We start from the raw sequence: 25335 nt of genomic DNA on the forward strand, positions 1-25335 counted from the left end.
ATGCGTACCTCCCTTTTTAAGGCAATTGCTTTTTCTGTTTTTTTCTTTTACGCTCTTCAAGTTTCCGCTCAAACAAAAATTCATGTAAATACTGCTGCTAAGGGAGCAAATACCGGTGTGGATTGGGCAAATGCCTATACCGACCTGTTAAATGCGATTTCCAAATCAGTTGCCGGCAATGAAATCTGGGTAGCAAAAGGAACTTATAGTCCTGGTGCAGTTGCTGCTTCTACATTTACGCTAAAATCTGGTGTAAAAATGTATGGTGGTTTTGCAGGAACTGAAAGCCTGTTGACAGAGCGTATCGCCGATGCAAGGGGATTATTTACGGTTAATCAAAGTATTTTGACAGGTAGCAATGTCAACAACCACGTCGTGACCAATCTTGCGAATGTTCCTAAAGAAACTGTTTTGGACGGATTTACCGTTAGTGGTGGACGAACTGTGAGCACCAATAGCCAAAGCGCAATCGCTAATAGGGCTGCTGGGATTTATAACAATGCCGGATCTGCAACTTTTCAGAACCTATGGATTAAAGATAACATGGCCAGTCATTATGGCGCAGGATTTTTTAATGCAGGGCCCGCTACACTGATCAATCTCGTTCTGGAAAACAACAGCATGTACAACGCTGCATTTAGCAATGCTATTGGAGCAGGAATGTACAATTCAGGGGCAGTGACCTTAAGTCGTGTTTCCTTTATCAATAATACCGGGGCCAGCTCCGGAGCTGGATTGTATAATACCGCCCCGATTACACTGGAGGATAATGTGTTTAATAACAATACTTCAACTGTAAATGGGGCCGGAATATCCAGTACCGGTATGCTGACTCTAGACCGGACTAGCTTTAGTCAAAATACGACTGGTCAGCAGGGAGGAGCAATTTATTCAGGGGCTGGAATGACTGTCCGCAACTCTGTTTTCAGTAGAAATAGGGTAACCGGAACAGCTGTAAGTCATGTTGGAGGGGCTGTATATGGAGCTTCCACTGCGATGAATATCTTCAACTGTAGTTTCAGCAATAATGAAATTGCGTATGTGATTGCTGATAATAACAATAATACTTACGGGGCTGCTTTAAATGCTGCGGTAGCATCAAGTGTGTACAACAGTATTTTCTGGGGAAACAAGCGGGGAAATAATCTTCCGGATCAGATTGGTGGGGTTAAGATCACCATGGAAAGCAGCCTGGTTCAAAATAATTATGGTTATGGAGTAAACAATATTATTGGGAATCCTGATTTTGTAGACGCAGATCAAGACGACCTGAGGTTGAAAAATGGTTCGATCGCACTTGATGCAGGAGACAATTCCAAACAAAATGGGACAACTGATTTCGCTGGCAATTCCAGGCTGGTGGGTGCGAACATAGACCTAGGCGCAATAGAAAGCCCTTCAGGAATGACCGGGACATTAGACATTCTTCCTGGCAGCATCGCCGGGCAGCAACGCGGGTTACCTTATAGTCAGTCGCTCAGCCTCAAAGGTGGTGCTACAGCGAGTAAATGGGAGATTACTTTTGGGTTTTTGCCTCCTGGAATTAGCTTAAACCAGCAAACAGGGCAGCTAATTGGCATTCCAACAATTGCTGGAAATTATTCGGTCGTGATCAAAGCGACCAGCGGAAGTCTGGTAGGAAGCAGACAATACAATTTTGTAATTAACCCGGGAGCGGCCAGATTACACGTAAATGTATCTGCAACAGGTTTAAACAATGGTATCGATTGGGCAAACGGATATACGAGGTTACAAACGGCACTGACACTCGCAAAAGATGGAGATGAAATTTGGGTAGCAAAAGGGAGGTATAGTCCGTTTTTGCATGCTGACTCTGCATTTGCGATGGTTTCAGGTGTAAAAATGTATGGTGGTTTTGCAGGAACAGAAGGTAGTCTGACTCAAAGATTGGCCGATGAATCGGGTAAATTCACAAGAAATGAGACTGTTTTAAGTGGAAATGGGATCAATAAACATGTCATCTATAATGTGCTTGCTCTTTCTGCAAACACACTGATGGATGGTTTTACCATATCGGAAGGTTATGCAAATGGTACCTCAACAAATGGCCAGGGAGCTGGAATATACAATGGTGCTTCAGTAGGAAATGCCATATTCAATAACCTTGTCATCAAAAATAACAAGGCCAATACACATGGAGGAGGTATGTTTAATGTGGCAGTTGGCTTAAAATTGACCAATGTTCTCTTTGAGAATAACGAAGCAACGACTTCCACCAGATACGGTGGTGGATTGTATAATTCAGGGGCAAACGCCAGTTTGAATCAGGTTATTTTTAGGAATAATATCGCAGTTCAAGGGGGGGGAATATATAACGTAGCCGCAAAAGTGACTTTAAGTGAGAACAGTTTTGAAGGAAATAATACGACTGCTTTGGGTGCTGGTATCTTGAATACCGCAGAAATCAGTATCACAAATAGCGTATTTAAAAACAATACTACTAAGACTTATGGTGCTGGGATCTATAGTTCTGGAACAGCCACGCTGGATCAGGTATCTTTTCTGGAAAATACAGCAGAGCAAAAAGGTGGAGGTATCTATGCTTTAGGAACCATTACTTTACGGAATGTCATTCTCAGCAAGAATAGTGTTACTGGAACCGCTGCAACATACTATGGTGGAGGTATGATGATGGAAAGTGGTACTGCAAATATTCTAAACAGTATTTTTAGTCAGAATACAGTGGCACTTACTGCTATTGAGGGCAGCTTTGTTGGTGCTGGTTTATGGGCTGCACCAGCTACAGTGAATATCCACAATACTATTTTTTGGGGTAATAAAAGAGGGAATGATGTTGCAGACCAGATTGGTGGCGCAATACTTAAGGACATGGCCAATAACATTGTCCAGAACAACTATACTTCAGGAACAAATAACCTGATTGGTAATCCTGATTTTGAAAATGCGGATCAACATGATTTCCGATTAAAAAATGGTTCCATTGCAATTGATGCCGGAAATAACCTTAAGGTGAGTACGGAAGTGGATTTTACTGGAAATACCAGGATCATCAATGGAACGGTTGATATCGGTGCATTGGAACATCCGATAGGGATGCCTGCTTCGTTAACCATCATGCCGGCTGAAATTCAAGCGCAGATCCGTGGGGCTAATTTCCAACAGGAGTTGACCCTTAGTGGGGGTTCTGGTGTTGCACAATGGTCGCTATTTACCGGTGATTTACCTTTGGGTATTGTTTTGGATGCTAAAACAGGAAAGTTAAGTGGAATCCCAACAGTGGCCGGAACTTATGTTTTTGTACTGCGCGTATTGCAGGGAGATAAGGTAGGAACCAAACAATATACGCTTGTTGTAAACGGCGGACCTACCAGATTGCATGTCAATGCTGCAGCTTTAGGAAGGAATAGTGGAAACGATTGGTCTAATGGTTTTACCAGGTTACAAACGGCATTGGCACTTGCAAAAGATGGCGATGAGATCTGGGTAGCAAAAGGAACCTATAGTCCATTTTTACATGTAGACTCTGCCTTTTATATGGTTTCAGGAGTGAAAATGTATGGTGGTTTTGCGGGTACAGAGACAGAGATCAGTCAGCGACAAGCAGACGCATCTGGAAAATTTACCGCCAATGAGACTATTTTAAGTGGAAACGGAACCAATAAACATGTGGTATTTAATGTCGGAATCCTCTCTGCAAATACTTTGATGGAAGGGTTTACCATCTCGGAAGGTTATGCAAATGGAACGTCAACAAATGGGCATGGAGCAGGGATTTACAATGGTTCTTCAGTGGGGAATGCAATTTTCAATCATCTGATTATTAAAAATAATAAAGCCAATATCTATGGTGGAGGTATGTTCAATGCTGCTGTTGGATTAAAATTAAACAATGTTCTTTTTGAGAATAACGAAGTAATCACTACAACCAGGTATGGTGGTGGATTGTACAACTCTGGTGCTAATGCAATAATGAATCAGGTTGTTTTCAGGAATAATACTGCATTACAAGGTGGAGGATTATACAATGTTACTGCGGTTAAAGTAGTATTGACCGAAAGTAGTTTTGAAGGGAATACGACCGCTGCATCAGGGGCGGGAATGGTCAATACCGGTGAGGTTAGTCTAAGTGATGTGGTCTTTAAAAGTAACACGACTAAAGCTTATGGTGGTGGTCTGTATAGTTCGGGAACGACCGTTTTAGACCGGGTATCTTTCCTTGAAAATTCGGCAGAACAAAGAGGAGGAGGACTTTATGCTTTATCTCTGGTGACAGTGCGAAACTCGATCTTTAGCAAAAATATTGTAACCGGTACCGCAGCCTCTAATAATGGTGGCGGGATGATGGTGGAAAGTGGTACGGCACATATTCAGAATAGTACTTTTAGTCAGAATGCGCTGGCACTTACTGCTGTAGAGGGGACATTTATTGGGGGCGGTTTATGGGCAGGCCCAACTACAGTAAATATTTACAACAGCATTTTCTGGGGCAATAAACGTGGTGCTAATGTAGAAGATCAGATTGGGGGCGCTGTGCTTAAAAACATGACGAATAACCTGGTTCAGAACAATTATACTTCCGGAACCAATAACCTGATTGCCAATCCTGATTTTGAAAATGCAGAACAACATGATCTTCGTCTGAAAAATGGTTCTATTGCCATTGACGGAGGAGACAACCAGCAGGTCTTTACCGCCACGGATTTTGCAGGAAAGACCAGGATTGTGAACGGAACGGTAGACCTTGGTGCGTTTGAAAATCCACTAGGGATGTCAGCTTCTTTAACCATCCTACCGGAATCTTTAAACGTGTTGACGCGTGGTGTTGCGATTGAATTGCCTCTTAGTCTGAACAATGGAGCTGCGCCAGCAACCTGGTCGGTGGCGACCGGAGCATTGCCTTTGGGATTTACTTTAAATCCTCAAACCGGTATGATCAGCGGAATTCCAATGATCGCGGGAACTTACATTTTTGCAATTCGTGCGGTTCAGGGAAATCTGGTTGGTACCAAACAATATACAGTGATTGTCAATCCAGGAGCCACCAGATTACATGTGAAGCTGGATGCAACAGGAATCAATAATGGTGTAGATTGGAAAAACGGGTTTGTCAAGTTACAAACCGCATTAACTCTGGCAAAAGATGGTGATGAAATCTGGGTAGCTAAAGGGAAATATATTCCTGTAGCGGTCCTGGATTCCGCATTTTATATGGTTTCCGGCGTAAAGATGTATGGTGGATTTGCAGGGACAGAAACGAGCTTAACTCAGCGTGCTGCTGATGCCAATGGGAAGTTTACCCAGCAGGAAACGATCTTAAGTGGTAATGATTTTAACCGCCATGTCATCACCAATGCTATAGCTTTAGGGGTAGAAACATTGCTGGACGGTTTTACCATTTCTGATGGAAATTCTAACCTTTCTGGTGGAGGAATCAACCACCTTGCAGCAGCAGCAAACGGTACTTTTAGAAACCTGATCATCAAAAATAATAAAGGGACTCAATACGGAGCAGGATTTTATAATCTGGCACCGGCATTAAAAATTGATAACGTACTTTTTGAAGACAATATCCTGATTACCGGGAATCGTTATGGTGCGGGTCTATATACTTCCGGAGCCAATGCGGTGATTAATAATGTCGTTTTTAAAGGAAATCAGGGAACAATTGGTGGGGGTATCTATAACTCCGGAATTGGTGTTTCCATCAATAAGGCCATATTTGAAAATAACCTTGGTGTAACCTATGGAGGGGCATTGGTGAATGCTGCAAATGTGACCAATCTGATCATTATCAATTCTGAATTCAATAGAAACAGATCAGATGGGCATTCCGGAGCGATCTACAATTCAGGGACCATCACAATTACTGATGCTGTTTTCAGAGAAAACACTGCAGCCTTGATTGGTGGTGCGATGAATAACGTGGGTACGAGTACGCTTGACCGGGTTGCTTTTATTGGCAATACAGCGGTACAAAATGGAGGGGCTTATTATGGAACGGTCACTAATACGATGAATAACGTAGTGTTTAGTCGTAATAAGGTGACAGGATTATTTAATGGTGGTGGATTGTATTTGTATAGTGGGACTTTAACCCTGACTAATGCAACTTTCAGCAATAACAACGTTGCTTTTGTACCAGTGAATGCTGGGGGTGGATTATTCAAATACAGTGGTACGGCAAGAATTTACAACAGTATTTTCTGGGGGAATACCAGGGCTGGAGGAGTTTCAGATCAGCTGAACACCGGGATCAATGCGATCATCAGTAGTACGGTGCAGGATGATTATACCACAGGAACAGCCATTCTGGTAGGAGATCCATTATTTACCAATCCGGAAGCTGATGAGCTAAGTCTTAGAAGTGGTTCATTGGCCATCGACAAAGGAAATAACAGTTATACCAGTACTACAAATGATATTGAAGGAAACCCAAGATTTTACAATACGATCGTTGATCAGGGAGCCTATGAAAATCAAGGTGGCGCTTCTTTAAAAATTACGCCGGCCTCTCTTCCGGTGATGATACGTGGTGAAGAGCAGAACATCCAATTACAGGCAACTGGCGGTAGTGCTGTTTATACCTGGGGCTTATTGTCAGGAGATCTTCCTCCGGGAATCTCCATCTCTCCGGAAGGAAAAATATTTGGTCGTGCAATGGTTCCGGTAATTGGTGGATATACCTTTGTAGTTGCGGTAACTGATGGCACTCTCATCGGATCTAAACAATATACAATAGAAGTACAACAAGCTGCAACACGTATTTATGTACGTGAAGCAGCAACAGGTGCGAAAAACGGATCCAATTGGAACGATGCAATTACTGACCTGCAGATCGCGCTGAATCAGGCTGGTGCAGGGGATGAAATTTGGGTAGCCAAAGGAAACTACATTCCGGGAACTGATTTTGCTTCTACGTTTAAGCTGAATGAAGGTGTTAAAATGTATGGTGGTTTTGCGGGGACTGAAGATCAGCTTGCGCAACGTGTTGCGGATGCAAATACTTTATATGGCACTCATGAATCGATTCTGAATGGAAATGGAAAAAGTTATCACGTAGTAACCAATACAGCGGCTTTAACTGCAGCAACGGTACTCGATGGTTTCAGCATCAGTGGAGGAAGAACGGCAACGGGAAGTACTTCAATAGCGTATAGTGCTGCCGGGATTTACAACAATGCAGGAACGGCCGTTTTCAGAAACCTTTGGGTGAAAAACAACAATGCCTATCAGGTTGGCGCGGGTATTTACAACAATAGTCCGGCAACTTTCGAAAACATCCGAATGGAAAAAAACATCGTTTCTGGTGGTGTTGGTTACGGAGGTGGATTATACAACCTGAATGCTCTGGCTAGTTTTAGAAAACTGACTTTCATTGAAAATGAGGGTATATTAGGTGGGGGTATGTACAATTACCTTGGGGAAGTGAGACTGGAAGATGTTCAGTTTCTACGTAATAAAGCGAGCTCAGGTGGAGGTGCTGGTCTATACCATAGAACAGGCCTGTTGACCATTAGAAAAGGAGTTTTTGAAAGTAATGTTTCGGCGACTACTGGTGGCGGGATCTTAAATGCGGGGGTTATTGATGCAGAAGATTTAACATTTAAAGGAAATACTTCCGCAACTCAAGGGGCCGGGGTATATACCAGTGGAACATTTACCTTGAACCGTGGATCTTTTATTGCGAATATCGGTGTGCAGCATGGTGCCGGGATTTACAACAGTGGGGTGATCAGGCTAGACAATGTCATCTTTAGCAGAAATGCGGTCAGAGGAATAAATACCAGTGGATTTGGAGCAGGTGTGTACCATGCTTCAGGAACTTCTACCCTTTCCAATACCGCTTTTAGTAACAACACCACCGCTTATGTTCATGCAACAACGGCTACAGGTGCAGGATTTTTCAAGGCAACCCCTGGAACAGCAGCCATTTACAACAGTATTTTCTGGGGCAATAAACGTGGTGGAAACGTAGTAGATCAGGTATCTGGTGCAGGTTTGACCATTGCGAGTTCGATCGTTGAAGGTGGTTATGCTACGGGAACAAATATCTCTATTGGGAATCCATCTTTTACAGATGCAGCTAATGATAATCTGCGTGTTAAACCAGGATCGGCAGCCATTGATGCTGGTGATAACTCTGCTACCGGAACTTCCAGAGATCTGGACATCAACGAAAGGGTGGTGAACGGTCAGGTTGATATGGGAGCTTATGAAAATCAGGGAGGTGCAAGCTTAAGTATTCTTCCGGCCACACTTCCTCAGGGAAGCAGGGGTGCAATCTTAAACCAACAATTTACGGCAAGTGGCGGAGAAGGGAAATTAACCTGGACCGTTTCTTCAGGAAGCTTGCCACCGGGTCTTTCCTTAAGCTCCGGAGGATGGTTAACGGGTAGAGCGATGACTGCTGGCAGTTATACATTTGTCATCGCTGTAACTGATGGACAGTTTATCGGAAGCAAGCAATACACTTACATCATTAATGCGGCCAGTACACATTTATTTACCAATGAAAAGGCAACAGGGAAAAAGAATGGCATTGATTGGGAAAATGCCTATACGGATTTACAATTGGCCATTACCGAGTCTATTGCGGGAGATGAAATTTGGGTGGCAAAAGGGAGTTATAGTCCTGGGTTACTCGCCACTTCTACCTTCAATCTAAAAGAAGGTGTTAAAATATACGGAGGCTTCGCCGGAACAGAAGCAACATTGGAGGCAAGGAAAATATCAGACATCAATACCACAAATAAAAGTATCCTGGATGGTAGTCAGGGAGTAGCAAGTTACCATGTGGTTTCCAATACCATTGCAGTAAGTAATGCCACTTTATTAGATGGATTTACGGTTAGCGGAGGAAAAACACTGATTTCTAATAGTAGCAGTTTGGGCACAAATCATTATGGAGGCGGAATTTTTACCAGCCTTGGGAATCCGGTATTCAATAACTTGCTCATCACCGGGAATAATGCAGTTTATGGTGGAGGAATGATGATTTACGGAGGTACAGCCAGCATCACCAATACCCAGTTTGTTGGCAATACCACTACAGGAAGTTATGGAAGAGCCGCAGCCTTATACATTAATAGCGGGGCAACAGGAAATCTGGACAGCCTTACTTTTGAAAACAATGTGGTGGCTGCAGGAAGTAATACCTATGCTGGTGCTATGATGAATTATGGTGTTTCAAACATTAGCAATGCGACCTTCAAAAACAATAGAATAGATGGAACCGGATATGCGCAAGGTGGTGCATATTACCATGCTGCAGGTGCTTCCTCAAAAATATCAAAATCTACTTTTATTGAAAATACAGCCTTAACTGGTGGTGCCGCTTATCTGAGCACAGGAGTTCTGGAGCTGAGGGATCTTAGCTTTATTGGTAATAAAGCGACAGGGATGGGGGGTGCCATTAATAATATTGGAACCCCAGAGTTAGATCGTGTTTCCTTTATAGCAAACGAGGCAGTACAACATGGCGGAGCTTTTTATTCCTCGGGTGTTGCCAAGCTGGACAATGTGATTTTTAGTAGAAATAAGGTCAGCTCAACCGGCAGCTATTATGGTGGAGCAATGTACCTGGCTGCCAATGCAAATTTAATCAACGTCACATTTAGTCACAACAGCATTGCCAGAGCAGCAGCAGGTGGTGGTGCATTGTTCCGCAGTAGTGGAACAGTGAGTATTTACAATAGTATTTTCTGGGGAAATACCTACGGTGCAAACCCTCCGGATCAGATTTCAGGAATAGTAACGATTGATCAGAGTATTGTGCAGGGGAATTATGCAGGGGGAACAAATATTGTCATTGGGAATCCATTATTTGTGAATGCAGAACAGGACAACCTTCGCCTTAAAGGAGGCTCACCGGCAATAGACATGGGTAACAATACGAAGATCTCCACTGCTAAAGATCTGGATGGTAATCCTCGTTTAGTGAATGAAACGGTGGATATGGGGGCTTATGAAAACCAGGGAACGGCCAGTCTGATCATCGCACCATCAAGTTTGAAGGCTTACGATCGTGGTGAAAAACTGGAGGTTCCTTTAACCGTAACCGGTTCTACAAATGCCTTAACCTGGAAAATTACTTCAGGAAATTTACCATCAGGAATTGTGCTTAAACCTAATGGCGAGCTGTCGGGGAGAGCAATGGTTGCTGGCTCTTATATTTTTGTAGTGGGAGTAACTGATGGAGAATTGGTCGGCAGTAAGCAATTCACTTTATTGGTGAATCCTGCGACTGCAGTGCTATTTGCCAATGTGTCTGCAACCACTGGCAATAATGATGGTAGCAGTTGGGAACATGGCTTTACCGATTTGAAAAATGCCTGGAATAAATCTCTTACAGGTGATCAGATCTGGGTGGCGAAAGGAAAGTATAGTCCGGGCTTACTGGCCACAGACTGGTTTACCATGAAGGAAGGTGTGAAAGTTTACGGTGGTTTTGCCGGAACAGAAAAAACCCTTGAAGAAAGACAAAACAATAACATCCACATCGATCATCAGACCGTTCTGGACGGTAGTCAGGGGCTAGCCAGCAGACACGTTGTATTTAACAATCTGGCTTTAACTACCGCTACGATACTAGATGGATTTACCATTAGCGGCGGACAAGCACTTGCTGCCGGAGATACCGACAACCATAGAGGTGGAGGTATCTACAACTATGCAACGGTAAAAGCTATTTTTAATAACCTTCAGATACTAAATAATAAAGCCGATCGTGGCGCAGGTATTTACAACCAGGGTCCAGCAGTATTTACACAAATCCTTTTCCAGAATAATGAAGCCAGTGCTTATGGTGGAGGTATGTACAACTTAAATACCGCAATTACCCTGAACAATGCCACTTTTAAGCAAAATACCGCCAGACTTTATGCCGGTGGATTTGCGCACAATGGTGGGGTTCTGAATATGCAGAACAGCTCATTTATCAATAATACGGCAGGGCAACAGGCAGGGGGAATGTATCATCTGGGAGGAACAGCTAATCTGGACAATGTGGCATTCAGCAGAAACGCAGTGATTACTGTTGGTGCTTATTATGGAGGGGGTCTTTATGTGGCCGCAGCAGCGACTTTAAACAACCTGAGCTTTAGTGAAAACCGTATTGCTTTTACACATGCCAGCACTATAGGTGGAGCTGCAATGTACCGCAGTGCGGGTGTGGTCAATGTGAACAATAGTATTTTCTGGGGTAACAAACGAGGAAATGATGTTTCTGATCAGCTGAATGCCGGGATAGGATTATATAACTCATTGGTACAAGGCGGATATGCCACTGGAACCAATGTGCTGATCGGAGATCCTTTGTTCGAGCAGGCAGCAACAGATCGTCTGCAACTAAAAGGAGGTTCTCCAGCGATAGATGCCGGTGACAATACAAAGAACAATAGTACAACAGATGTATCAGGAAACCCAAGGGTTGTAAATGATCAGATCGATCTTGGGGCTTTCGAGAATCAAGGTGGATCAGGATTGAAAATTCTGCCTGCAACTTTTAGCCCGTTCTTAAGGGGAGTTAACCCAGCGATTCAAATGACCGCTACCGGAGGTTCTGGAAATTACACCTGGATCATTCAATCGGGAAGCTTACCAGTAGGTCTGGTGCTAACGCCTGAAGGCCTAATCACCGGAATGCCAACCTTAATTGGTAGTTATACATTTGTAGCTGCGGCAACAGATGGTCAGTTGATCGGAAGTAAACAATATACCGTTACCGTAACTGGTGGTGCAGCGCGCTTATATGTAAGTCAGCTTGCAACCGGAGGAAACAACGGAAGCAACTGGGCAAATGCATTCAGCGATTTACAACCTGCATTGGCCCAAACATCAGCAGGAGATGAAATCTGGGTGGCCAAAGGAAATTACAGTGCCGGAACAACAGCCAGTTCTTACTTTATCTTAAAAGAAGGAGTAAAGATGTATGGTGGTTTTGCAGGAACGGAGTCGCTATTGACAGAAAGAGATAGTACAGGTATCTCAGGTACGAATGAATCCATCCTTGATGGTAGTAAAGGAGTGGCAAGTTACCATGTGGTGTACAATACTGCGGCTTTAACTGAGGCCACTGTTCTGGATGGTTTCAGTATTCAGGGAGGAAAATCACTGACGACCTACAGCTCTGGTTCAAATGCCAATTATTATGGAGCAGGAATATACAATACTGCCGGATCTGCCATTTTCCGCAACCTTTGGATTAAAAATAACATTGCGACCTATGGAGCAGGATTATTCCACCAGGGAATGGCGAGTTATACCAATATCACTTTTAGTAACAATGAATCGAAAGGTTATACGGCAAGGGGATCTGCAGTTTACAATGGAGGAAGTTTTAAACTTCAAAAAGGACTTTTTGAAAACAATAAAATCACAGAATCGACCAGTTATACCGGATATGGAGCGGGTATTTTCAATGCCGGTGCTTTGGAGTTGAATGAGGTTAGATTTATCAATAATACCATTAACAGCGGACAAGGAGGGGCGATTTATTCCAGCTCAGGAGCGGCAGTAAAAATTAAGGAAGCGACATTTACAGGAAATAAGGCAACCACAGGTGGTGCTCTATTTTTTGCAAATGGTAGCCTTGACTTATACTCGGCAAGCTTTAAAGACAATACCGCAACAGGAACAGGAGGGGCGATTTATACAGCAGGAACGATGACATTAAACCGCATCAGCTTTATAGGGAATACTTCGGTTCAGCATGGAGCGGCGATCTGGTCGGGCGGAACATTAAAAATAGACAATAGTATTTTTAGTAGAAATAAGGTAAGTTCTACTTCAGGATATTTTGGAGGAGCTATTTATATCGGTTCAGGAACTACGAATATCAGCAACGTGAGTTTCAGTGGCAACAGCATTAACTATGTTAATGCGAGTGCAACCTTAAGTTATGGAGGCGCTTTATACCGCAGCTCAGGAACAGTAAACGTTCATAACAGTATTTTCTGGAACAATAAGCGCGGCAATAATGTGGCCGACCAATTGAATGCAGGGATCATCGTTGGTAATTCCATTGTTCAAAATAATTATGCTACCGGAACCGATATCAAAATCGGAGATCCAATGTTTGAAGATGCATTAACGGATAACCTTAAACTCAAGGGAGGATCTTTAGCGATCAATGTGGGAGATAACAATTGGCAGACTTTCGATAAGGATCTGGCAGGAAATCCAAGATTGGTCAATGATGTGGTAGATCTTGGAGCTTACGAACATGATGGCGCCGGACAACTGATGATCAGTCCGGGCTTAATCCCAGACCTCAGTAGAGGAGCCTATCTGGATCTTCAACTTACTTATACCGGAACTACATTACCGGTAACCTGGAGCTTCCAGGGAGGGAAATTACCCACCGGACTGGTGTTCCTGCCAGATGGTAAATTAAGGGGAACCCCAACCTTGGTAGGTAGCTATACCTTTGTCATCGGAGCCACAGATGGAACAATAGCAGGAAATAAACAATATACAGTAAACGTAAAAGAAGGATCAGTTAGGTTATTTGTGCATCAGACGGCAACAGGCGACAATAACGGAAGCAACTGGCAGCATGCCTTTACCGATTTACAGACCGCAATGGCACAAGTCAAAGCTGGGGATGAAATCTGGGTAGCGAAAGGAAGTTATTCTCCGGGGGCATTGGCGAGTAGTTACTTCACTTTAAAGGAAGGGGTAAAAATGTACGGTGGTTTTGCAGGAACAGAATCATTACTCACAGAAAGAGATAGTACGGCCATTTCAGGTGCGAATGAAGCGATTCTGGATGGTAGCACTGGAGTAGCTAGTTACCACGTCGTGTACAATACCGCAGCCTTAACATCGGCAACGGTTTTAGATGGTTTTAGTATTCAGGGAGGAAAATCGCTGACCACTTATAGTTCTGGTTCCAATGCCAATTATTACGGTGCGGGTATTTACAATACTGCCGGAGCTGCCATCTTCCGAAACCTATGGATTAAAAACAATGTGGCCACTTATGGTGCAGGTTTATTCCATACCGGTGATGCGGAATACAGCAATATCAGATTTACGAATAACATTGCCAAAGGATCATATGCTCGTGGTGCTGCGGTTTATAATAGCAGAGGTTTTGCTTTAACCAAAGGTATTTTCGAAGACAACAAAATCACGGAATCGGCTAGCTACGCCGGCTACGGAGCCGCGATTTTTAATAGTGGTTTACTGGAGTTGGATGAGGTTAAATTTGTAAATAATACGATTGCCAACGGACAAGGAGGAGCGATTTACAACAATTCTGGAGCAGGCTTAAAAATCAGCAAATCGGAATTCAATGGAAACAAAGCGACTACTGGTGGGGCCTTATTTATCGCCAATGGCTTCCCGGAAATTACAGATGTGATCTTTAGGGCTAACGCCGCGACAGGTATGGGAGGTGCAATTTATGCCGCTGGAACACCAGTGTTAAACCGGGTTTCCTTTATCGACAATACTTCGGTACAGCATGGTGGGGCCATCTGGACCAATGGAAGTATCAGAATTGACAACAGTATTTTTAGTCGCAATAAAGTAAGTTCAACTGCCGCTCATTATGGAGGGGCAATTTATGTGAGTTCTGGAGAAGCATTGATCAATAACGTGACTTTTAGTAACAATAGCATCAACTATATCAATGTTAGTGCGACTTTAAATTATGGAGGAGCATTGTGTCGTAACTCGGGGGTAGTTACCCTTCATAATAGTATCCTATGGGGTAATAAGCGCGGTAATAACGTGATGGATCAGCTCAATGCGGGTATTGTTGCGGGTAGTACTTTAATCCAGAATAACTATGCTACAGGAGAAGACATCAAGTTTGGAGATCCGATGTTTGAAAACGCTGCGGCGGATAACCTGAAATTAAAAGGGGGCTCTCTGGCAATTGATGCAGGGAAAAACAGCTGGCAAGGATTTGATAAAGATCTTGGCGGAAACCCACGTGTCATCAATGACCTGATCGATCTTGGTGCTTATGAGAACGAAGGTGGAGAAAGTCTGATCCTAAATCCGGCGACGATTGCACCATTGAAAAGAGGGGCTTATGCTGAAATTCAATTAACTGCAACAGGAACAACTTTACCGCTAACCTGGAGCTTCCAGGGAGGGAAATTACCAACAGGATTGGTCTTCCTGCCGGATGGTAAATTAAGAGGTACACCAACAGTGGTGGGCAGTTACACCTTCGTAATTGGTGCTACAGATGGTACCATGGGTGGAAACAGACAGTATACGGTCAACATTTTAAATGGTTCAGGAAGGTTATTTGTACACCAATCGGCAACTGGAGATAACAATGGAAGCAACTGGCCAAATGCCTTTACCGATTTACAGGTTGCATTAGGACAAACCTCAGCAGGTGATGAAATATGGGTGGCCAAAGGAAGCTATAGCCCAGGTTTACTGATCAGCTCATACTTCACCTTAAAAGAAGGGGTGAAGATCTATGGTGGTTTTGCAGGAACGGAGACCTTGCTTTCAGAAAGAGACAGTACAGCTATTCGTGGCTTCAATGAAACGATTCTTGATGGTAGTCAGGGTAAGCCAAGTTACCATGTGGTTTACAATGCCACAGCGTTAACGAATGCAACAGTGCTGGATGGTTTCTCTATCCAGGGAGGAAATGCGGGTACCAGTTACAACAGCTATTATTACAATGGCAATTATTATGGTGCCGGAATTTACAATTCAGCAGGAGCAGCGGTATTCAATCACCTTTGGATTAAGAACAATGTGGCCAGTTATGGTGCTGGAATTTACCACAGCGGAAATGCAACATATAGCAATATCATTTTTAGCAATAACCGCACAACAGGTAATTATGCAAGAGGTTCTGCAGTATACAATGTTGGTGGATTTAAGCTTAAGGGAGGTGTTTTTGAAAACAATAAGATCATTGAATCGGCCAGCTATCCGGGTTATGGATCTGCGCTGTTCAATGCAGGGCTGGCAGAATTGACGGATGTCAGGTTCGAGAATAACACGATCACCAATGGCCAGGGAGGGGCAATTTACAACAACTCCGGAGCCGCTTTAACCATTACCAATGCCAGTTTTACCGCCAATAAATCCACCACAGGGGGCGCCGTGTTTATCGCCAATGGAACACCGGTCTTTACAAATGTGATTTTTAAAGACAATATCGCCACTGGAAGCGGAGGCGCAATTTATGCGAGCGGAACATTGACTTTAAATAGGGCCTCTTTTACCAATAATACTGCTGCATTGCATGGAGGAGCGATTTGGTCTAACAGTGTGTTTAAGCTCGACAATAGTACTTTTAGCAGAAACACAGTTACATCAACTGCTGCAAATTATGGAGGAGCGATTTATATTTACTCCGGAACGGCAGTGTTGACGAACAACAGTTTCAGTAACAACAGCATCAATTATTTTAAGGCAGGTACCGTAAATCACGGGGGAGCGATCTACAGAAATGCAGGGACGGTCACCTTAAACAATAGTGTGCTTTGGGGCAATACCAGAGGCTCAGCTACACCAGATCAGCTTAACCTGAACATCAAAGCAAACAACTCCCTGATTCAGGGAGGATATGCAACAGGTGCAAATATCATTGATGCGGAGCCAATGTTTGTAAACGCAGCGGGGGATAATCTGGCGCTTAGCGGATGTTCGCCAGCGGTAAATACAGGAGATAATCAGCTTGTCGTTGCAGGAAGTAAAGACCTTGCTGGTTTAGAAAGGATCAAATCGGAATGGGTAGATATGGGTGCTTTGGAATACCAACAAGAGGTAATCGAAGTGAAACCTGCGGCAATGCCACAAGGAAATCGCGGGGAGAGTATCAGCGTGCAATTACAAGGAGTTAATGGATCAGGAGGAACAGGTACGTATACTTATCAGGTGATTTCAGGTAAACTTCCTGACGGCTTATCGATGACTTCATCCGGATTGATTAGTGGGAATCCAATTGTGATTGGTAAATATACTTTTGTAGTTAAAGCAACTGATGGGAACTTATGCGGTCATCGCATGTACAACATGGAAATTGTGGCAGGAACAGGAGTGGTTCGTATTCTGGTAAACCAGGCCGCAGTTGCTGGTCAGAACAATGGAAGTACCTGGGATAATGCTTACCTCGACCTGCAAAATGCCTTGAAAGTATCCTTGCCAGGAGATCAAATCTGGGTGGCGAAAGGGACTTATAGTCCGGGCCCCCTGATCACTTCAACCTTCCAAATGAAAGAAGGCGTGAAAATATACGGTGGCTTCGCTACTACAGAAACGCTGCTTTCAGAAAGAGATACCCTAAACACAAGAACTGTAAATCAAACCATACTCGACGGTAAAAACATCAACAGACACGTTGTCTTCAATACTGCAATTTTAACAAAAGCAACGGTTCTGGATGGATTTACCATTACTGGTGGACGTACAGCAATAGGTGGTAGTGGTAGCGAACCTTACATCGGAGCAGGTATTTATAACAGTCGCGGGGCGATGATTTTTAACGACCTATGGATTAAAAATAACAATGCCAGCAGTTTTGGTGGAGGGATGTACAACGCCGCCGCATCAGTATTAACAAAGGTCACTTTTGAAAACAATACGATCAGTACAGGCTCTTATCCCTATGGTGGTGGATTGTACAACTCTGGTACTGCAACGATGAGCAATCTGGAGTTCCTGAACAATACGGCAAACTATGGTGGAGGACTATACCATGTGACCGGAGCATTGAGCTTGAACAATGTGGTTTTTAAAGAGAATAAAGCAAATCTGATTGGTGGTGGGTTTTATGCCTATAACGGTAAGATTACGGTAGATGGCGCTATGTTTATTGCAAATACTTCGGTACAGCATGGCGCTGGTTTGTATCAGTATGCTTCTACTTTGAGCTTAAATAATGCGGTTTTCAGCAGGAATAAAGTGAGCAGTACTGCTGGATATTTTGGGGGTGGTTTTTATCAATATACAGCAACTTCTACTTTGAACAACGTTACATTCAGTAATAATAGCATTGGTTATGTGAACACGTCTGTCAACAAGTATGGTGGTGGTATTTACCGAAATGCAGGAACTTTAACTTTGCAGAACAGCATACTTTGGGGGAATAAACGTGGGAACAATGTTGCCGATGAATTGAACCTGAATGTGAAAGTGAGCAATGCCTTGATTCAGGGAGGTTATGCTGCAGGAAAAACAATAGTGGATGCAAATCCTATGTTTAACCTGACTAACCCTGATGACCTTTCTCTATCCGCATGTTCACCAGCGATCAATATGGGTGATAATGTGTTTGCTGCGGGGTTAACCAAAGACATCACCGGTAAAAACAGGATCATGGCAGATGCGGTAGATTTGGGTGCTTATGAAAATCAGCAGGATAGAATTATAGTGGGACCTGCGGCATTACCGGAAGGAATCCGCGGACAAAAATACCTGCAGCAGATGACTGCTACAGGGGGCAATGGTACTTATACCTATGCCATCAGTTATGGTAAATTACCAGATGGATTGTTGATGAGTACTTCCGGAAGCATCACTGGCAGGCCGATTAATAATGGAATTTATACCTTCAATGTAACGGCCAATGATGGCAACCTTTGTGGAAACAGACTTTACACCGTAGAAGTAAAACCTGGTGTTGGTGGGGTTCGTATTTATGTGAACCAGGCGGCTACAGGAATGGACAATGGTGCCGACTGGACCAATGGTTTCCTTGACCTTCAAAAGGGTTTAAGTTCTGCCCTTGCTGGTGATACCATTTGGGTAGCAAAAGGAAAATATAACCCAGGACCTAAAGTCACGAACTACTTTACCCTCAAAGAAAATGTGAAGTTATTTGGTGGTTTTGCAGGAACAGAGAATGAACTTTCAGATCGGGTTCCTGAAACAATCTCCACTACAAATGAAACGATTTTAAATGGAGAAAACAGAAGTTACCATGTCCTTTATAACCGTATTGCCCTAACAAATGCAACGATTGTAGATGGATTTAGTATTGTAGGAGGAAAGACTGCAACAGGTTCAAATTCCAGTAATGAAGCCTATTATGGCGCGGGTATTTACAATGCTTTAGGAAAGATCATTTTTAGAAACCTTTGGATTAAAGACAACACTGCCTATAATTATGGAGGAGGTATTTTCAATAGTGGTGCAGCTGAATTTAGCAATATCATTCTGGAGAATAATACAGTGCTTACAGGAGGTTATGCTTATGGCGGTGGTATGTACAACTCCGCTGCTGCAAGTTTTAAAGAAGTGAAATTCATCAGTAACAAAGCAAGACATGGGGCAGGAATATTCAATATCAGCTCGGCCATCACGATGGATAAAGTGGATTTCAAAGACAATGCAGCTACGATTAGTGGAGGGGCCATTTACAACTCTACTAATGGGAAACCAGCCATCACGAATGCTAAATTCATCGGAAATACTGCGGTACAACATGGTGGAGCGATCTACCAGTATTCCGGAACTTTAAACATCAGTAATGCGGTGTTTAGCCGGAATAGAGTAACGAGTACAGGTGGTTATTATGGAGGTGCATTGTACCATTATAATGGGGTAACCAATCTGGTAAATACTTCGATGGCCAATAACAGCATCACCCATGCGAATACTTCTGCAGCCAATCAATATGGTGGAGCCGTATATCGTTATACGGGTACGCTGAATATCTACAACAGTATTTTATGGAATAATAAGCGGGGCAATAAAGTAGCCGATCAGCTCACTACAGGTATTATTGTAGCCAATAGTACAATTGAAAATGGCTATAAAACCGGTACATTAATTTTAACCAAGGATCCTCAGTTTAACAACCCTGATGGAGATGAATTGTCACTTTCAGCATGCTCTCCTGCGATCAATATGGGGGATAACAGTAAGGTGGCCGGATTAAGTCTTGACTTAGTCGGAGCCACAAGGATTCAGCACAATACCGTAGATATCGGTGCTTATGAATTCCAGGGCTTGTACCTGGAAAATGCAGAACAGCAATTGCCGGAGGCAGATCAATGGAGCCCTTACAGCCACCAGGTGACTTTGGCTACTGCGGGGACTTATACCTTTAGCCTTTCTCAGGGATTATTGCCTGATGGAATGACTTTAAGTCCGGCAGGAGTAATTTCCGGAGAAGCAAGTGAAGCCGGCGAGTATGAGTTTATCCTTGCTGTTGCCGGTGATAATGTGTGCGGGTCATTGAAGATTAAATTGAAAGTGAACCCAAGGGAGCCTTATATCATAGAGGTCTTAAAACCTTATCCGCTGCCCGTTAAAATAGATACAGGAACACCCTTCGATCAGTTAACATTGGTTCCTCAGGTAGAGGTGATCATGAGTGATCAGAGCCATGCAAAGTTCCCTGTAACCTGGTTACCGGGTGATTATAATGGGAATGCAGAAGGACTATACACGGTGATTGGAAATATTATAGTGCCTAAACCAGAGATGAACAGGAACAACCTGACTGCCACAGCAAAAGTTGCGGTGATCGATCCGGTATATCCGTATATCATTGCGCTGGAAGAATTACCACCAGTATATGTCTGGTCTGGAATACCTTTCTCAGAAGTATTACCACAATTGCCAAAACAGGTTCGCGTCACTTATGATGACCGTGTCACGACAGACATGTTGAGCCTGGTCTGGAAACAAGGGACGTACGACTTAAAGTCGGGTGTGTATCGCCTATATGCAGATCTGGTTTTGAAAGAAGTTCATGCCAATCCAGCAGGATTTGAAGCGAGTGTAGATGTGTATGCACAACATGATATTATTTCAGTTGAACCTTTAGCAGATATTACCGTGCCTTTAAAGACGCCGGTAGCCAGTCTGCCATTACAGTCTTCGATCCGGGTGACTTACCATGATCAGACTACTGGCTTCCTGAATGTGATTTGGGATACTTCTATTTATACGCCAAACAAAGGAGATGAATATGATCTGAAAGGTGCTTTACAGTTGAAACCATTAACCTCAAACAGTAAACGTTTAAGCGGAGAGCAGAAAGTGATCATTCGTAAAAACATCACTTCAGTACTTCCGGTTCCTCCCGCCAGCACGCCTTACGCTACCGAATTTGATGATGTAGAGTTACCGAAAACGGTGTTGGCGAAGTTTGATGATGGGACAACAGATACGGTAGGGGTAGAATGGAAACCCGGAAAATATAACCCGATGGTTTCCGCTGATTACAATTTAACAGGTAAACTACTTCACAATTCCAGCATCGATAACAGCAGTAATCTGGAGGCGAAAATTGTGTTAACGGTACTTCCAAAGCCGAAGAACATTGTGTCGATTGCAAAACCAGACTCTGTAAATGTCGCATTTGGGACGAAGTTGAATGCAATAGAAGCCCTAAAATTAGCGATTCCTGTGACCTATGACGATGGCAGTACTGGTAGTCTAAACATGACCTGGGATACGGAAGGTTACGATCCATTGAAACCAGAGTTCTATACTTTTGATGGTGATCCGATCCTGATTCCTGGAGTAGCGAATAAGGATATGCGTAGCACTTCAATCACCATTATCCTGGGTAAAAAAGAGATCATAGCTGTAACTAATCCTGCTGTAATCAATGTGAAATATGGAACTGAAACGGATCAGATTGGTTTACCAGATGAGGTTGCCGTGACGTATAATGATCAGTCGACTGGCACAGAAGGGGTACTTTGGAGTTCAGCCACCTATAACCGTTTACAGGAAGGAAGCTATACTTTTAAAGGGGAAATCGTGATTCATGACCAGATTGAAAACCCGAATATGAAGTATGTAGAGGTGATGGTAAAAGTTGGACCGAAACCATTAAAAGTGGTGTCTTCAATTCCTGATTCACTAAATATCCCTTATGGTACGGATTTCAATGCAGCGCTGCTGTTATTCCCGAAAAAGGCTGGGGTGACCTATGATAACCTGAGTTCAGGGAGCTTAAATGTGACCTGGCTGGAAGGTGATTATCTGGCGGATGAACCTGGGGCTTACCAGTTAATTGGAGAACTGGAAACTCCGGATGGATTCATTAATCCAGATAGTGTGAAGGCAAGTTTAAAAGTGAATGTTGGCAAGCGTATCATCAAATCTTATCTGAGTCCGGATGCTTTAACAGTGTTTTTTGGAACGGATGCAGGCGCATTGATTTTACCGGATGCACTGATCGCAGAATTTGTTGATGGGGGAATGCAGGACCTTGGTGTAAACTGGGATTTGAGTACCTATAATGGAAACCTGGAGGGAAAATATACCATCAATGGTACATTTATTCTACCAGATGATATTGAAAACTCTAAAGGGATCATTCCTAAAATAGAAATCAACGTATTGCCAAGAGCCAAAGAAATCATCTCTTTAAAAGCAGATACGATAGCGGTGGTTTACGGTACAAAGTTAGCAAATCTCGTTTTCCCTGTTCTTTGCAATGCGAAACTGGATGATGGAACATATCTGGATATTCCAGTGATGAACCCTTCATTTGAAAGTCTGGATTACGACGAAACACAGGCAGGAACCTATCTTTTCGAAGGGGAGCTGGTATTGCCACAAGGGGTACAAAATCCAGGCAATTTACCAGCCCAGGTATGGGTTAAAGTCGGTAGAAAAGAGATCGTATCGCTCGCGCCAATTGCAGCTTTAACTGTGCCTTACGATACTGGTTTTGATGCATTAACCTTACCGGAATCCGTAAAAGTGACTTATAATGACCAGTCGGAAGACCTGTTGCCGGTAGGCTGGACAAAAGGGAATTATAATGAAAAATTAGCAGGTACCTACACGCTTCCGGGAAACATGGTAGTCCCTGCGGAAATAGACAATCCTAAATCCCTGCAACCAGAGATTAGTGTAACCGTTGCAGAGAAGATCAGAACTTTAATCGCTATTGCCGCGGATTCTCTTTCAGTGGTGAATGGAACCGCTTTAAATGCCCTGGGCTTGCCTGTTAAGGTATCTGGTGTATTTGATGATGGTTCTACAGAAATGATCACCGTTAAGGCCTGGGAAAATACAGATTATAATCCTTTGGAAAAAGGAACCTATGAATTCGTCGGAACGGTTACGCTTCCGGTAAACACCGAAAACCCGAATAATTTAACAGCGCTGTTAAAGGTAAAAGTGGAAGCACGATTTGTGGTGTCAGTAGCTGCTATTCCAGATATGACCGTTCCTCATGGAACTGTATTCAACAATCTGGCATTGCCATCAATGGTGGATGTGACTTACAATAACCAGCAAACAGAGCCACTTTCCGTATTATGGGAAGAAGGTACTTTCGATGGGAATACTGCAGGAGATTACCTGTTAAATGGCGTATTACTACCAGATAGTCCGGAAGAAAACAAGGACAATAAATCAGCGAAAATTAAAATAACCGTACAGGTTCCACTATTAATGATTAATGCAGTTACGGTAAACTCGCCGATACATTTTCCTTTAGGAACAAGTAAAGCCGAAGTGATTGCACAATTAGGGACTTCCGTACCGGTAAGCTATACGGTTGGCAGCACAGGTATTGCCGGAGTAGATTGGGAATCGGCTGATTTTATAGAAAATGAAGTGGGGAGCTTTAACTTCACCGGGATCCTGGATCCTGCGGACGGTGCTTCAAATCCGACAGACATTACGGCTAAAGTGCAGGTGATTATCGATCAGAAAAACATCATTCTTGTAGAAGAATCCAAAGCTTTAATAGATGTGTATGGTAAGTTGTTTAGCGCATTGGAACTGCCACTAACTGTAAAGGTGACCTATGATGATCAGAGTACAGAGGAGTTACCGGTATTATGGGAAGAAACAGGTTATCAAAGCAATCTCTTGCAGGAACAGACGATCAGCGGGGAAGTTCAATTGACAAGTGACATTAGAAATACTTCGGATCTGAAAGGGAAAATTAAGATTACCCTTCAGAAGGATATCGATTCAGTAGTGTTGATTTCACCAATAACAGTACCCTATGGTACACCATTCCCAGGATTAGGATTACCTGCTACCATTGCTGTGACTTATAATGATGGTTCTACAGAGAATCTGGCGGTGACATGGGATCCTGCAGTGTATACAGCGGCTCCAATTGGTGATCTGTTGATGGTTGGCGAGTTAACATTGGCACCGAATACCTTCAATACCAGTTTGAAAACGGCCTTGGCAGAGATTCGGATTCAAAGAGCAAGTCAGGTGATCGATTTTACCGCAATTGCCAATAAGCAATATGGTGATGATGCCTTCCAGTTGCAGGCTACGACTTCTTCAGGTTTGCCGGTAACTTTTGAATTGTTAGACGGATATTTGAACCTAAACGGAGATCTGGCCACTATAGAGGGCGCCGGAAAAGTCGTAATTAAAGCAGTTCAGGCCGGAAATGCCTTTTATGACAAAGCAGAGGCAGAACAAAGATTCTTCATCAGCAAAGCTTTACTGACTGTTCATGGGGATAGCTTGAAACGCTACTTTGCACATGATAACCCATCATTTACCTATCAAATGGAAGGGTTTAAATATGGAGAAACAGAGATGGGGATAAGAGCTGCAACGAAACTCGAGGGAGAACCAGAGTTCAGCACTACAGCTACTTCAGCGAGCTTACCAGGTGTTTATCCGGTAGTAATGAGCATAGGTAGTTTACAGGCAAACAATTATGACTTTGCTTTTGTAAACGGATCTTTGGAAATTTCCAGATTGTACCATACGATTATCTGGGAAAGTAACGGTGGAACCGCAGTGGCGCCACTGGTAGTAGAAGATCAGGCGATGATCACTCCTGCGCTGAGTACAAAAGATGGGGCAGTTTTTTATGCCTGGTATTCTGATCAAAATATGGAAACTGTTTTTAATTTTGGCCTCCTAATTACAGAGAGCGTTACACTCTATGCGGATTGGAAGCTGAATCCATTGCCGGGTTCTGGAGCGATCAGTATGAAGATGGTTGCAGATTACATGCTGGCTATCGGAGAATTAAATAAGGCGGAAAGAAAAGCACCATTCTCCCTGTCTGCATTAAATGCAAAAAGTCATCTGGATGATCAGGTCGCTCCATTTAAACTGAGCGATTGGTATGGTTATGCACCGGTTAAAAAACCGCTGTTAAAGACGGTTGCGGTAAGCCCGAAAAGTACAACAGCAGTACTTACAGGTATGGCATTAACCAGCGACGGAGGTTCAGCAATTACGGAGTCCGGTATCTGTTGGAGTACGGTTCCGAATCCAACGTTGGCAGATGCTAAAGTAGTAGCAGGTGCGGATGCACTGGTGATCAATCTGGAAGGCCTGAGCACAGGAATTCCTTATTATGTGAAAGCTTATGCGATAAATAAAATGGGACTGGCTTACGGAAATGAGCTGGCTTTTCTCATTAATGAAAATGGTTTAATAGAAATTGTAAAGAAATAAAGG

At 43.3% G+C, this 25335-nt stretch carries 1 protein-coding gene; it reads left to right on the plus strand.

Translation table 11 applies throughout. The annotated features are described in order from the left end of the window. Entirely contained in the window at positions 1 to 25332 is a 25332-nt protein-coding gene (locus tag R2S10_RS13925) for a choice-of-anchor Q domain-containing protein (protein ID WP_316841027.1), read from the plus strand. Positions 25333 to 25335: the final 3 nt, after the last annotated feature.

It is taken from the genome of Pedobacter gandavensis (assembly GCF_032678745.1).
Taxonomy (GTDB): Bacteria; Bacteroidota; Bacteroidia; order Sphingobacteriales; family Sphingobacteriaceae; genus Pedobacter; species Pedobacter gandavensis_C.